Here is a 13,331-nt window from a genome sequence, read left to right as displayed (position 1 = left end):
GCGCACGGCGCGGGGTCAGGCGCTGCGCGGACCGGTCCCGGTGGTGGCGGCGTCGGTCGCCTCGTCCTCGTCGCGCGCCTCGTCGGTGCCGGCTTCGGCGACCAGCGTGTCGGCCGCTTCGGTGGCGGGCGAGTCGACCGGGGCCGGCGCCGGGGCGTCGAACAGGCCGGGTGCGGCGGAACCGATGGCCGCCACATCCTGAGAGGCGGGCGTCGCGGCGGCCGTCGCCGCGGCTTCGGCAGGGGTGATCCCGATCGCGGCATCGTCCACCGGCGACGGGACGGCAGGCGCCGTGGCGACGTTCTCCATGAGACTCGGCTCCGCGTCGGGCCCGGCTGCGACCGGCACCCCGATCGGGGCCGTTGCCTCCGGCGTCGCAGGTGCGTCGATCGTGGCGGGGGCGGGGGCCGCAGTTGCAGCGACCGCGGCCGGAGCCTGCCTCTCGCGCATCGACGGTGCCGGGGCGACACGCGTCTCCTCCACGTGCAGCGGTGGGAGCTCCGCCTCGTCCTGTGACGCCGCGGAAGCCGTCAGCGCGTCTGCATCACGGGTCGAGAACGACGCTGGCGACGGCACGACGGCCGCTGCTGCGATCCGCTCCGGAACCGCGTCGCCCGGCGGCGTCGCCTCGGCGGCGGCTGCAGTCCGCTCGCGCGGAGCGGGCTGCGCGCGTGCCGGGACCGGCGCCGGCGGCGGAGTCGCGGGGTCGTCGAACTCGAATTCCGGCTGGGTGCGGCGCGCGAGCGAGGCCGCGGCCGCGTCGGCCTCGTCCTGCACGTCGTCGTCCTGGTCGGCAGGCTCGCCGAAACCGTCGGCTCCGCCGGCGACTCCTGCCTCGCCGGCGCCGCGGCGACGGCGGCGACCACCACGGCGACCGCGGCGGCGACGGCCAGCGGCCGCGCCGTCCTCGGCGGAGCCGGGTTCGTTGCCTTCGGCGCCGGTCGCGGCCCCGGTGTCGGGGGCGGACGTGGCGTCGGCGGGCGTCGCCGCCGCCGTGGCGATCCTGTCGGGCGTTGCCGGAGCGGCCGGTGCCTGCTCGGGCGAGCCGGTCGGGACGGCGGACGACCCGGCAGCCTCCTGTGCCGCGACTGCGGTCACGGACGCTTCGAAGTCGGCCGGATCGACACCCTTCGGTGCGCGCGCGGGGGCCTTCTGCTTGCGGGGTGCCGCGGGCTGGTCGGCCTGCGGCGCCTGGCGCGTGGATGGGGCCCGTGCCGCCTGCGCCTGGCGCGGTTCCTTCTGCGCGCCCGACGCGGTCTGCGTGCCCGCGTCGCGACGTGCGCCCTTGCCGCCGCGCTCGCGGCGTCCGCTGCGTTCGCTCCGATCGCCGCGTTCCCCGCGCTCGCCGCGTTCGCCGCGGGGTCCGCGGGCATCGCGTGCGGGCGGCGTGGCCTTCGGCGGAGGCGGGGTCGCGGACGCGGGGGCCGGCTCTCCGACGAACAGGCGCTTCATCCAGCCCACCAGGCCACCGGTCGCGGCCGGCGCGGCGACTGCCACCGGAGCGGGGGCGGGCGCTTCGACCACGGCTGCTGCAACGGGCTCCGGCTGCGGCTCGCGGATCGGCGCCGGCTGCGACGGGCGCACGTTGGTGACCGCCGGCGGCGGCACGTTGAGGTTGTTCTTGGTCAGCGCGATCGTCGCCACCCGGCGCGGCGTGCCGCGCTGGTAGCTCGGGCGCGCGGTGTCCTCGCCCAGTTCGTTCTCGCGGATCCGCGTGACCTCGTAGTGCGGGGTATGCAGCTGCTCGTCGGCGACGATCACGATCGGTGCGTCATGACGCTTCTCGATCTCGGCCAGCGCGCCGCGCTTCTCGTTGAGCAGGTAGTTGGCGATCTCCACCGGCGCCTGCACCAGCACCTGGCCGGTGTTGTCCTTCATCGCGTGCTCCTCGGCGACGCGGATGATCGACAGGCTCAGCGACTCGACGCTGCGCATGCGGCCGTGGCCCTCGCAGCGCGGGCAGACGATCTGGCTCGACTCGCCCAGGCTCGCGCGCAGGCGCTGGCGGCTCATTTCCAGCAGGCCGAACTTGGAGATCCGGCCCAGCTGTACCCGCGCGCGGTCGTACTTGAGCGCGTTCTGCAGCTTGTTCTCGACCTCGCGCTGGTGCTTGCCCGAGTCCATGTCGATGAAGTCGATCACCACCAGCCCGCCCAGGTCGCGCAAGCGCATCTGGCGTGCGACCTCCTCGGCCGCCTCCAGGTTGGTGTTGAACGCGGTGGTCTCGATGTCGGCGCCCTTGGTGGCGCGCGCCGAGTTCACGTCGATCGCGGTCAGGGCTTCGGTCTGGTCGATCACCAGCGCGCCGCCGGAGGGCAGGCGCACGGTGCGCTCGTAGGCGCCCTCGATCTGCGATTCGATCTGGTAGCGGTTGAACAGCGGGACGTCGTCGGTGTAGTGCTTGAGCTTGCGCAGGTTGTGCGGCATCACCTGCTCGACGAAGTCGCGCGCCTCGGCGTACATCTCCGGGGTGTCGACCAGGATCTCGCCGATGTCGGCGCGCATGTAGTCGCGCAGCGCACGGGTGATCAGGCGCGATTCCTGGTAGATCAGGAACGGGGAGGGCTTGCTCAGCGCAGCCTCGGCGATCGCGCGCCAGATCGAGAGCAGGTAGTCCAGGTCCCACTGCAGTTCTTCGGCGTCGCGGCCGACGCCGGCGGTGCGGATGATCACCCCCATCTCGTCGGGGATGGTCAGCGCGTCCATCGCCTTCTTCAGCTCGGCGCGGTCGTCGCCCTCGATCCGGCGCGAGACGCCGCCGGCGGTGGGCGAGTTGGGCATCAGCACCATGTAGCGGCCGGCCAGCGAGATGAACGTGGTCAGGGCCGCGCCCTTGTTGCCGCGCTCTTCCTTGTCGACCTGGACCACGACCTCCTGTCCTTCGCGAAGGAGTTCCTTGATGTTGCCGGAGCGGTGGTCGGCGCCGGACTGGAAGTAGTCGCGGGAGACTTCCTTCAGCGGCAGGAAGCCGTGGCGCTCGGCGCCGTATTCGACGAAGGCCGCCTCGAGGGACGGCTCGAGCCGGGTGATCCGGCCCTTGTAGATGTTCGACTTCTTCTGTTCCCGGGACGGCTGTTCGATGTCGATGTCGTACAGCGACTGGCCGTCGACGATGGCCACGCGCAGTTCTTCGGCCTGCGTGGCGTTGATGAGCATTCGCTTCATGGTTGCGTTCCTTGCGCTGTCCGCTGCACCGCGCCCTCGAAGGCGCGGTGCAGGTGCGCGGAACGCCGGGGCGTTTCGCCTGGAGCTTCGGTTGGCCGCCAGCCGCGCATGCGCAGCAGCGATCCCGGGTTTCCAGCGCTACGACACCACGGCGGACCGCGGGAGCGCTTCAATCAAAGTGTTACGGGGCCGGCGGCTGCTTCCTGCACGGCCTTTCGGGCCGGCGCTGGCGCCGCGCGGGACATGTTCAGCACCGCTGCCTTCGCAGCGGGCGATGTCCGGGACTGCCATCCAGCCGCTAACATGGCCGCCCCGAGGGCGGTGGCCGCGTACTGGCCGGGTCTCGCGGAAGGCGGGCTTTCGACCCGGGATCTTCCAGCGAAATCAGCACCTTATCTCGCCCGCCGAGTGTATCAGATAAAGCCCGATCATGAATGACACCCGGTCCCAGCCCGTCGCGACCGGCGGCGTGCGCCTCGTGGCGGTGGACGGCGAGCGCGCCGGCCAGCGGCTCGACAACTTCCTGCTGTCCCAGCTCAAGGGAGCGCCGAAGTCGCTGGTCTACAAGATCGTGCGCAGCGGCCAGGTGCGCGTGAACGGTGGCCGCGCGCGGCCCGATACCCGGCTCCAGGCCGGCGACCAGGTGCGGATTCCGCCGGTGCGCCTGGGCGAGGCGGCCGATCGCGGCGCGCCTGCGCGCGGGCTGCTGGACGCGCTCGCCGCGAGCATCGTGTTCGAGGACGCGCGCCTGCTGGCGATCAGCAAGCCCAGCGGCATCGCCAGCCACGGCGGCAGCGGCATCGGCTTCGGCGTGATCGAGACCCTGCGCGCGCTGCGCCCGGGCGAGCCGCTGGAACTGGTGCACCGGCTGGACCGCGACACCTCCGGCCTGATGGTCATCGCCAAGAAGCGCTCGGCCCTGCGCGAGCTGCAGGCGTTGATGCGCGAGGATCCGCGCGCCGGCGGCGGCACGATCCGGAAGCGGTACCTGGCCCTGCTGGCCGGGCGCATGCCCGACGGGGTGATGAGCGTGGACGCCCCGCTGCACGTCGGCCTGCGCCAGGGCGGGGAACGCCACGTCCAGGTGCAGGGCGACGGCAAGCCGTCGCTCAGCCACTTCCGGGTGCTCGAGCGCCGCGGCGGGCATGCGTACTGCGAGGTGCGGATCGAGACCGGCCGCACCCACCAGATCCGCGTCCACGCCGCGCACATCGGTCATCCCGTGGCCGGCGACGACAAATACGGCGACCCGGACGTGAACCGGCGCCTGCGCGAGCAGGCCGGGCTCAGGCGCCTGTTCCTGCACGCGGCCTCGCTCGAATTCGCGCTGGACGCAGGACGCGTGCCGTACGTGCTGAACGCGCCACTGGTCCCGGAACTGGTGGACGCGCTCGACCGCCTGCGCTGAGGCGGGGCGCCCGGCCTCAGGCCGCCAGCGCGTCGGCCTTGGCGGCGCAGATGAAGTCGTTCTCGCTCAGCCCGCCCACGTCGTGGGTCGAGAAGCGGACCACGCAGCGGTCGTAGTGCACGCCGAGGTCGGGATGGTGGTCCTCGCGATGGGCGAGGTAGGCCAGCGCGTTCACGAACGCCATCGTCCGGTAGTAGTCCTCGAACGGGAAAGTCTTGGTCAGCGCGCGGCCGTGTTCGGCGAGTTCCCAGCCGGGAATTTCCGGCAGCAGTTCGCGGATGCGGGCCTCGCCGAGGCGGTGTTCGACGCCTCGGCGCGGCAGGCAGTGGGCCTGGACGAGGGGAACGAGGTCGGACATGGCGGGGTCTCCTGTGGGGTGGGGCGCATGAACAAATCGTGTGCAGGCGCACCCTCCGCCGCGCGGCCTGCGGGCATCGCGCGGGGCTGGCCCTAGAATAGTGCAAACCCGGAAGCGACCATGATCCAGATCTCCGACAACGCCCAGGCGCATTTTCGCAAGCTGATCGAGCGCGAGGCCCTGCCCGGCCTCGGCGTGCGGCTGGCCGCGGTGCATGCCGGCACGCCCAAGGCCGACGTGCGGCTGGAGTTCGCCGGGCCCGACGAGCTGCAGGGCGACGAATGGGCGATCGACTGCGAGGGTTTCACCCTGTGGCTCGACGCGCCGAGCGCGCCGTTCCTGGACGGGGCGATGATCGACTACGAGTCGCGCGCCACCGGCGGCCAGCTGCAGATCCGCGCGCCGAAGATCAAGGGCGAGGTGCCGGCGGAATCGGCGTCGATGATCGAGCGCGTGCGCTGGCTGATCGAATCGGAGATCAATCCGCAGCTGGCTAGCCACCGCGGCCATGTCTCGCTGCAGGAGCTCACCGCCGACGGTGTGGTGATCCTGCGCTTCGGCGGCGGCTGCCACGGCTGCGGGATGGTCGATGTGACTCTGAAACAGGGCATCGAGCGCACGCTGATGGAGAAGGTGCCGGGCGTGACCGCGGTACGCGACGCGACCGACCACGACACCGGGACGGCGCCCTACATGCCGCGCGCCGCGGACTGAACGGACCGCGCGCGGGGTGTTCTCCTCCGGTGACCTGATCGAGGCGACCCAGCGCGCACTGCGCAAGGGACGGTCGATCCGTCCGCCGCGGCCCGCGGGCGAGTGGCCGCCCGGCTGGAACGACTGGTTCGCCCGCGCCCGCATCGGCCCGGTCCGCCCGATCGCGGTCGTGCCCGACGAACTGGTCGGCGTCCTGCTGACCCGACAACCGGTGTATCCGACCGGCTGGCGCCGGCTCAGCGGCGTGCAGGCGTTCGCGCGCCTGTGGCGGCACGACTGGCGCGAGCGTCCGGCACCGGACCGGCGCACCCGCCGGCTTGCGATGGCGTCCTCGGTGCTGTTGCACGCGCTGTGGCTGCAGCTGATGATTCTGTTCATGGTCGGCCGCTTCCCGGGCGCGGATGAGGAGGCCGCGCGCGTGGGCGAGACCATCACCCAGGTCGAATTCATCGGCGAGGGCACGCCGGAGGACGAGGGCGGCGGCACCCAGCAGGCGGAGCAGCCGGATCCCGCCGTGGCCGCCAGCGAGGCCCCCGCCGCCGCCGCCCCGGCGGCCGCCACGCCCGAGCCGCCGGCCCCCGCGCCTCCGCCGTCGACGGCGGAGGTGGAGCCCGTGCCCGAGGAAACTCCGCCCCCGGTGGCCGAACAGCCGCTCGCGGTGACCGAGACCCCCGCGCCCGATTCGGATTTCCAGTTGTCGCCGCCGGTGCTGGACGCGCCGCCACTGCGTGCGCCGCCGACGCCGGAACTGCAGGCGCCGGCGCCCGAGATCCGTGTGGTCGAGGTGCCGCTGGTGACCCCGCCGCCGCAGGTGCGGCCGCTGCCGCGGCGCGAGATGAGCGTGCCCGATGTCGACCAGCCCGAGATCGAGATCGTCGAGCGCGCGGTGCCGTCGCCGACGCCCGAGGTCACGCTGCGCGCGCCCCGACCGGTCGCGCAAGCGGCGCCGGAACTGCGCCGCGACGGGCCGGCGGTGGCCGAGCGCGCGATCGAACTGCGCGCGCCGACGCCCGCGGCCGGCACCGCGCAGGGCAGCGCAGAGCGGACCGACGGGACGCCCGCGTCCAGCGGACGGGCGCCATCGACCGCGAGCACCGCGGGTGGCACGCGCGACGCCGGCCAGGGCGCGTCGCCCGCGGCTGCGACCGCAGGCGCCGGCCGTACCTCGTCGCCTGCGCCGGGCGCGCTGCCGTCGCCCCGCCGCGGCGACGACTGGGGCGATTCGGACCGCACCGTGCCGGGCGGGCAGGCGGGCAGCCCCGGCGGCCTGTTCAACGCCGACGGCAGCCCGCGCCTGGCGGGCAATACCGGCGCCGCGGGCGGCGGGTTGCCGCCCGGCACGATCACCGAGGATTACGAGAAGATCGACCGCATGGGCACCTGGCTCAAGCGCCCGCCGATCGGCTACGAGCCGACCGCGTTCGACCGCTTCTGGGTGCCGCACGAGACGCTGCTGGAGGAATGGGTCCGGCGCAGCATCAAGGAAGTGCTGATTCCCATCCCGGGCACCGGCAAGCGCATCCGCTGCACGGTGGCGATGCTGATGCTCGGCGGCGCCTGCGGCATCTCCGATCCGAACATGCTCGACGTCGAGGCCGAGGCGCGCAAACCGCCCGACGTGCCGTTCAAGCGCGAGCTGCAGGAAGACCAGGACAGCCTGGCGCCGCCGCCGTCGACGCCCTGAGCGGTGCCGGCGCCACGCGGCGCTGATGCACGTTCGCTGCGGGCAGGAACACGTGGCCGGTCACGCGTTCGCCCGAGGCCTCAAAGCAGAAGGCCCGCACGCGGCGGGCCTTCCGGACAGCGCATGGCGCCCGCGCTTCAGTGCACGCCGTGCAGGTCGCGCAGCTGCGAGGGACGCGAACCGAAGTACGCGGCCAGGTCCGCGATCTGCTGGTCGGTCAGGTGCGAGGCCTGCTGCGACATCAGCGCGTGCTCGCGGCGGCCGTCGCGGTACTGCTGCAGCGCATGGGCCAGATAGTCGGCGTACTGGCCACCGAGCTTGGGATAGCTGTCGTCGAGCGGGACGTTGCCGTCCGCGCCATGGCAATCGATGCACGACTGGCCGGTGGCCGGACCCTTGGCGTTGGCCTGGGTCTCGCCCTCGGCGATGCGGCCTGCCGGCAGGCCTGCCGAGGACGACCTGGCCTCGGGGCCATGGGCCTGTTCTGCACCACCGCCGCACGCGGACAGCACGCAGGCGAGCAGGACGGCGACGGCCAGCTGGCCGGGACGGAGGGAACGGCTCATGGGGTCAGCTCCGACAGGAAGGCGGCGATATCGGCGATGTCCTGGTCGGAAAAGCTCTGCGCCTGCGCCTGCATGGTGGGATGCTGCCGGGTGCCCTTCCGGTACTCGTTCAACGCGTTGGTGAGGTAGACCGCCGACTGGCCGCCGATCCGCGGCACGTGGTAGGTCGGGTAGACGTTCTTGTAGCCGACGATGCCGTGGCAGCCCTGGCAGGTGTAGGTCAGCAGGCGGCCAGTGTCGGCATTGCCGGCTGGCGCAGCCGCGGGAGCCGCGGTCGGGGCGGGCGCCGCCGGGGCGTCGGCAGCGGGCGCGGGCGCGGGCGCGGGCGCGGCTTCTTCGGTCGCCGGCGCGGCGGCATCCTGTGCGGGAGCGGTGGTTGGCCACGAGGCCAGGGCGAGCAGGGCGACGGCAAGGCCGGCGGCGATCGTCAACGGTCGCGTCATGGAGTGGTCCGCAATCCTGGGTGGCTGTCTGGCTGGGATATCGCGATCGGCGACGTCGCACGTCGCGCAATCGGGCCAGTATAGCTTGCGGTCCACCGGGTGTTAACGCATGGTGCGCGCCGCGCGGCTCGTGCGTGCTCGACGCCGCGCAGCGATGAGCAGCGCAACGCGTCGCGAACGCTGCAACCGGCGAGGTCACATCGGCATCTTCGGTGACGTCGGGGCGCATGTCCGCCGGCAGTCACCATGACCTTCGGCGGATGCCGGCCGGCAGCCGGGTGATATACCTTGCTACAACACCATAGGGGTCCAGCCATTTCCATGTACACGAACCGCGAATTCCCCGGCGTCCGGCCGGTCCTGGCCATCGCCCTGCTGTCGGCCGCTGCGCTGCTGGCCGGCTGCAAGGGTGGCGGGGACGCCCAGGCGAAAGAGGGCGAGGACAAGGGTCCGGAGGCGATTCCGGTCGAGGTCGAGCGTGTGGCGCGGCGCGCGATCGCGGCCAGCTACGCCAATACCGCGACCCTGGAGCCGCGCGCGGAATCGCAGGTGGTGGCCAAGACCTCGGGCGTCGCGCTCGAGGTGATGGCCGAGGAAGGCCAGACGGTTCGCGCAGGCCAGCCGCTGGTGCGCCTGGATGCGGATCGTGCCCGGCTGCAGGCGGCCCAGAGCGGGGCCCAGCTGCGCAAGCTGGAAGCGAATTACGCACGTGCGCGCCAGCTCGAGGCGCAGCAGATGGTCAGCGCCAACGACCTCGACCAGCTGCGCTTCGACGTGGAGAACGCGCGCGCGGTGAACCGCCTGGCCGACCTCGAGCTGTCCTACACCACGGTGGTGGCGCCGATCTCGGGCGTGATCGCCTCGCGCGACATCAAGCCCGGCAACTTCGTTCAGATCAACTCGCCGATCTTCCGGATCGTCGACAGCAGCCGGCTCGAGGCCACGCTCAACGTGCCCGAGCGCGAGATCGCCAAGCTCAAGCCGGGCCAGGGCGTGGAGCTGACGGCCGACGCACTGCCGGGCAAGCGCTTCGCAGGCACCGTCGACCGGGTCTCGCCGGTGGTGGACACCGGTACCGGCACGTTCCGCGTGGTGGCCGCGTTCGCCGGCGACGGCGAGCTGCAGCCGGGCATGTTCACCCGTCTTTCGATCAACTACGACCAGCGCGCGGATGCCCTCGTGATCCCGCGCGTGGCGCTGCTCGAGGACGGCGGCGAGCCGGCGCTGTACGTGGTGCGCGACGGGACCGCCTCGCGCGTGGTCGTGAAACTGGGCTACGCCGACGGCGGCTGGATCGAGGTGCGTGAGGGGCTGAAGCAGGGCGACGCGGTGGTGGTCGCCGGCAAGGCGGCGTTGCGCGAAGGCAGCGCGGTGCAGGTCATCGGAGAGAAGGACGCGAAGGCGGCGCAGGCCGCGAAGGCGGCCACGACCACCCCGGCGAAGCCATCCGCCGCGCAGGACGACGCCGCGCAGGACGACGCCGGGCAGGACGACGCGACGCAGGCGGCGCGCTGATGTCGCCGCACGAGCTGCCTCCGCCCGGGGGCTCGGGCGTGGTGGAGTTCTCCACCCGTCGCCGGGTCACCATCGCGATGATGACCCTGACCCTGGTGCTGTTCGGCCTGATCTCGCTGTCGTCGCTGAAGGTCGAGCTGCTGCCGGACCTCAGCTATCCCACGCTCACCGTGCGCACCGACTACGAGGGCGCGGCACCGGCCGAGGTCGAAACCCTGATCTCGCAGCCGGCCGAGGAGGCGCTGGGCGTGGTCAAGGGCCTGCGCAAGCTCAAGTCGGTGTCGCGCACCGGCCAGAGCGACGTGGTGCTCGAGTTCGCCTGGGGCACGGACATGGAGCAGGCCGGCCTGGACGTGCGCGACAAGATGGAGACGCTGCAGCTGCCGCTGGAGGCGAGCCCGCCGGTGCTGCTGCGTTTCAACCCGTCCACCCAGCCGATCATGCGTCTGGCGCTCTCGTCCACTGCGCAGGCTGGCGACGATGCCGAGGCGGTGCGCCGGCTGATGGAGCTGCGCCGCTATGCCGACGACGACCTCAAGCGCAAGCTCGAGCCGGTCTCGGGCGTGGCCGCGGTGAAGGTGGGCGGCGGCCTCGAGGACGAGATCCAGGTCGACATCGACCAGCGCCGCCTGGCGCAGCTGGGCCTGTCGCTGGACGACGTGATCCAGCGCCTGCAGCAGGAGAACGTGAACCTGTCCGGCGGGCGCCTCGAGGAGGGCTCGCAGCGCTACCTGGTGCGCACGGTCAACCAGTTCGCCGACGTTGAGCAGATGCGCGAGATGCTGCTCACCAAGGCCGGCGGAAACGCCGAGTCCGGCGGATCCACCGGCGGCAACCAGCAGCTGATGATGGCCATCCTCGGCAGCCGCGATCCGAACGTGATCGCCGCCCTGCGCAGCGACGGCGGCGGCGGTGGCGCCTCGCCGGTGCGGCTGCGCGACGTGGCCGAGGTGCGCCAGGGCTACAAGGAGCGGGAGGCGGTCATCCGCAGCGCCGGCAACGAGGCGGTGGAACTGGCGGTCTACAAGGAAGGCGACGCCAACACCGTGGCCACCGCCGACGCGCTCGAGGCGCGGCTGGCGCAAGTGCGCGAGCAGTTGCCGCGCGACATCGAACTGAAGGTGGTCGAGGACCAGTCGGTCTTCATCCGCCACGCCATCAGCGACGTCAAGTTCGACGCGGTGATCGGCGGCATGCTGGCGGTGCTGATCATCTTCCTGTTCCTGCGCGACGGCTGGAGCACGTTCGTGATCTCGCTGTCGCTGCCGGTCTCGATCATCACCACGTTCTTCGTCATGGGCCAGCTCGGCCTGAGCCTGAACCTGATGTCGCTCGGCGGGCTGGCGCTCGCCACCGGCCTGGTGGTGGACGATTCGATCGTGGTACTCGAATCGGTGGCCAAGGCGCGCGAGCGCGGCCTGGGCATCCTGGACGCGGCGATCGAAGGCACGCGCGAGGTGTTCATGGCGGTGGTCGCCTCGACCCTGACCACGATCGCGGTGTTCCTGCCGCTGGTGTTCGTCGAGGGCATCGCCGGCCAGCTGTTCCGCGACCAGGCGTTGACGGTGTCGATCGCGATCGCGGTCTCGCTGCTGGTGTCGATGACCCTGGTGCCGATGCTCAGCTCGCTCAAGGGTCGCGCGCCACTGGGTTTCCCGGAGGAGGAGCCGCATCCGCAGTGGCGGCCCGACAGCCGTTGGAAGAAGCCCGTCGCGGCGACCGGACGCGGCTTCGGCGCGGCGGTGCGCGGCGCGTTCTTCGGCGTGGCCTGGCTGGTGGTGCGCCTGTGGCGTGGGCTGGCGGCGGTCGTCGGCCCGGTGATGCGCAAGGCCAGCGATATCGCGATGGCGCCGTACAACCGCGCGGAGGCGCGCTACCTGCGCATGCTGCCGGCGGCGCTCGCGCGGCCGTGGCTGGTGCTCGGCGGCGCGGCGCTCGCGTTCGCGCTCACCCTGGCCACGCTGCCGTTCCTGGGCATGGACCTGATCCCGCAGCTGGCGCAGGACCGCTTCGAGATGACCGCCAAGCTGCCGCCCGGCACGCCGCTGGCGCAGACCGACGCGCTGATCCGCGACGTGCAGCGGCGCCACGGCGAGGAGGAGGGCGTGCGCCTGCTATACGGCGTCTCCGGCACCGGCACGCGCCTGGACGCCAGCCCGACCGAGAGCGGCGAGAACATCGGCAAGCTGTCGGTGGTGATGGACGACACCTCGCGCGAGCAGGCGCTGACCGAGCGCCTGCGCGCGACGATGGCGGACTATCCCGCGGCGCAAGTGGATTTCGCGCGACCGGAGCTGTTCGCGCTCTCGCCGCCGCTGGAGATCGAGATCGAGGGCTCGGACCTGGAGGCGATCCGCGTCGCCGGCATGCGCCTGGCCGACCTGCTGCGCGGCAACCCGCACTACGCCGACGTCACGTCGACCGTCGAGCAGGGCTTCCCCGAGATCCAGGTGGTGTTCGACCAGGAACGCGCCGCGGCACTGGGCCTGACCACGCGCCAGATCGCCGATTCGGTGGTGAACAAGGTTCGCGGCAACGTGGCCACCCGCTACAGCTTCCGCGACCGCAAGATCGACGTGCTGGTGCGGGTGCAGGAATCGGAGCGCTCGTCGGTGGAGGACATCCGGCGCCTGATCGTCAATCCCGCCGGCAGCAACCCGGTCGAACTCGGGTCGGTCGCCGAGGTGGTCTCGACCACCGGTCCGAGCGAGATCCACCGCGCCGACCAGCGCCGGGTGGCGATCGTCTCGGCCAACCTGCGCGACATCGACCTGGGCACCGCGGTCGCCGAGGTGCAGCAGATGGTGGCCGACAACCCGATCGGCACCGACGTCGGCATGCGCATCGGCGGGCAGGGCGAGGAGCTGGGCGATTCGATCCGCTCGCTGCTGTTCGCCTTCGGGCTGGCGGTGTTCCTGGTGTACCTGGTGATGGCCTCCCAGTTCGAGTCGCTGCTGCATCCGTTCGTGATCCTGTTCACCATCCCGCTGGCGATGGTGGGCGCGGTCGGCGCGCTGGTGCTCACCGGCTCGCCGATCTCGGTGGTGGTGTTCATCGGCCTGATCCTGCTGGTGGGCCTGGTGGTGAAGAACGCGATCATCCTGATCGACAAGGTCAACCAGCTGCGCGAGTCCGGCGTGGCCAAGCGCGATGCGCTGGTGGAGGGCGCGCGCTCGCGCCTGCGCCCGATCATGATGACCACGCTGACCGCGGTGTTCGGCTTCATGCCGCTGGCGCTGGCCTTCGGCGAGGGCGCGGAGGTGCGATCGCCGATGGCGATCACGGTGATCGGCGGCCTGCTGGTCTCGACGCTGCTGACGCTGCTGGTGATCCCGATCGTGTACGACCTGCTCGACCGCAAGCCCGACGAGTACTACGCCGAACGCGGCCGGCGCGCCCGGCGCACCGCGGCCCAGGTCGCCGAAGTGCTGGCGCACGAACAGGACGCGCTCGACGGTCCCGGCGCCAGGAGCTGAGG

Annotated in this window: 9 protein-coding genes; 5 read left to right on the top strand and 4 right to left on the bottom strand. The window is 72.0% G+C overall.

The window, feature by feature from the left end:
- Positions 1-15 precede the first annotated feature (15 nt).
- Complete coding sequence (locus QFW80_RS04510) at positions 16-3,156, bottom strand: Rne/Rng family ribonuclease (RefSeq protein WP_280600617.1); 3,141 nt, start codon at positions 3,154-3,156, stop codon at positions 16-18.
- Positions 3,157-3,595: 439 nt separating this feature from the next.
- Here QFW80_RS04510 and QFW80_RS04505 point away from each other — a divergent pair, with 439 nt between their 5' ends.
- On the top strand, positions 3,596-4,573 hold the full coding sequence (locus tag QFW80_RS04505; RefSeq protein ID WP_280600131.1) for an RluA family pseudouridine synthase: 978 nt from the start codon (positions 3,596-3,598) through the stop codon (positions 4,571-4,573).
- Positions 4,574-4,589: 16 nt separating this feature from the next.
- Here the strand turns inward: QFW80_RS04505 and QFW80_RS04500 are convergent, their stop codons facing one another.
- On the bottom strand, positions 4,590-4,931 hold the full coding sequence (locus QFW80_RS04500; RefSeq protein WP_280600130.1) for a 4a-hydroxytetrahydrobiopterin dehydratase: 342 nt from the start codon (positions 4,929-4,931) through the stop codon (positions 4,590-4,592).
- Between the two features lie 120 nt (positions 4,932-5,051).
- On the opposite strand from QFW80_RS04500, the gene QFW80_RS04495 reads away from it, so the two are divergent.
- Together QFW80_RS04495 and QFW80_RS04490 are read left to right on the top strand one after the other, a co-directional pair.
- Positions 5,052-5,645, top strand: coding sequence for an NfuA family Fe-S biogenesis protein (locus tag QFW80_RS04495; RefSeq protein WP_280600128.1), 594 nt, complete (start codon positions 5,052-5,054; stop codon positions 5,643-5,645).
- Positions 5,646-5,661: 16 nt separating this feature from the next.
- Positions 5,662-7,329 (top strand): hypothetical protein, encoded by a 1,668-nt coding sequence (locus tag QFW80_RS04490; protein ID WP_280600126.1) that lies wholly within the window; start codon positions 5,662-5,664, stop codon positions 7,327-7,329.
- A 137-nt stretch (positions 7,330-7,466) separates the two neighbouring features.
- Here QFW80_RS04490 and QFW80_RS04485 read toward each other — a convergent pair whose 3' ends face one another.
- Together QFW80_RS04485 and QFW80_RS04480 are read right to left on the bottom strand one after the other, a co-directional pair.
- Entirely contained in the window at positions 7,467-7,895 is a 429-nt protein-coding gene (locus QFW80_RS04485) for a c-type cytochrome (RefSeq protein WP_280600125.1), read from the bottom strand.
- The gene (locus QFW80_RS04480; protein ID WP_280600123.1) at positions 7,892-8,338 is read right to left on the bottom strand and encodes a c-type cytochrome; all 447 of its coding nucleotides are present in this window, start codon (positions 8,336-8,338) and stop codon (positions 7,892-7,894) included. Before QFW80_RS04480 ends, QFW80_RS04485 begins: the two co-directional genes overlap by 4 nt.
- A gap of 321 nt (positions 8,339-8,659) precedes the next feature.
- Here QFW80_RS04480 and QFW80_RS04475 point away from each other — a divergent pair, with 321 nt between their 5' ends.
- Positions 8,660-9,853 carry an efflux RND transporter periplasmic adaptor subunit gene (locus QFW80_RS04475; RefSeq protein ID WP_280600122.1) on the top strand — a complete coding sequence of 398 codons (1,194 nt, stop codon included), beginning with the start codon at positions 8,660-8,662 and terminating at the stop codon, positions 9,851-9,853.
- A complete protein-coding gene (locus QFW80_RS04470; RefSeq protein WP_280600121.1) occupies positions 9,853-13,329 on the top strand; it encodes an efflux RND transporter permease subunit in 3,477 nt (1,158 codons plus the stop codon). Before QFW80_RS04475 ends, QFW80_RS04470 begins: the two co-directional genes overlap by 1 nt.
- Positions 13,330-13,331 lie beyond the last annotated feature (2 nt).

The sequence above is a fragment of the Luteimonas rhizosphaericola genome (genome assembly GCF_029888045.1).
Classification (GTDB): domain Bacteria; phylum Pseudomonadota; class Gammaproteobacteria; order Xanthomonadales; family Xanthomonadaceae; genus Luteimonas; species Luteimonas rhizosphaericola.
This window is presented reverse-complemented; position numbering and strand designations above follow the sequence as displayed.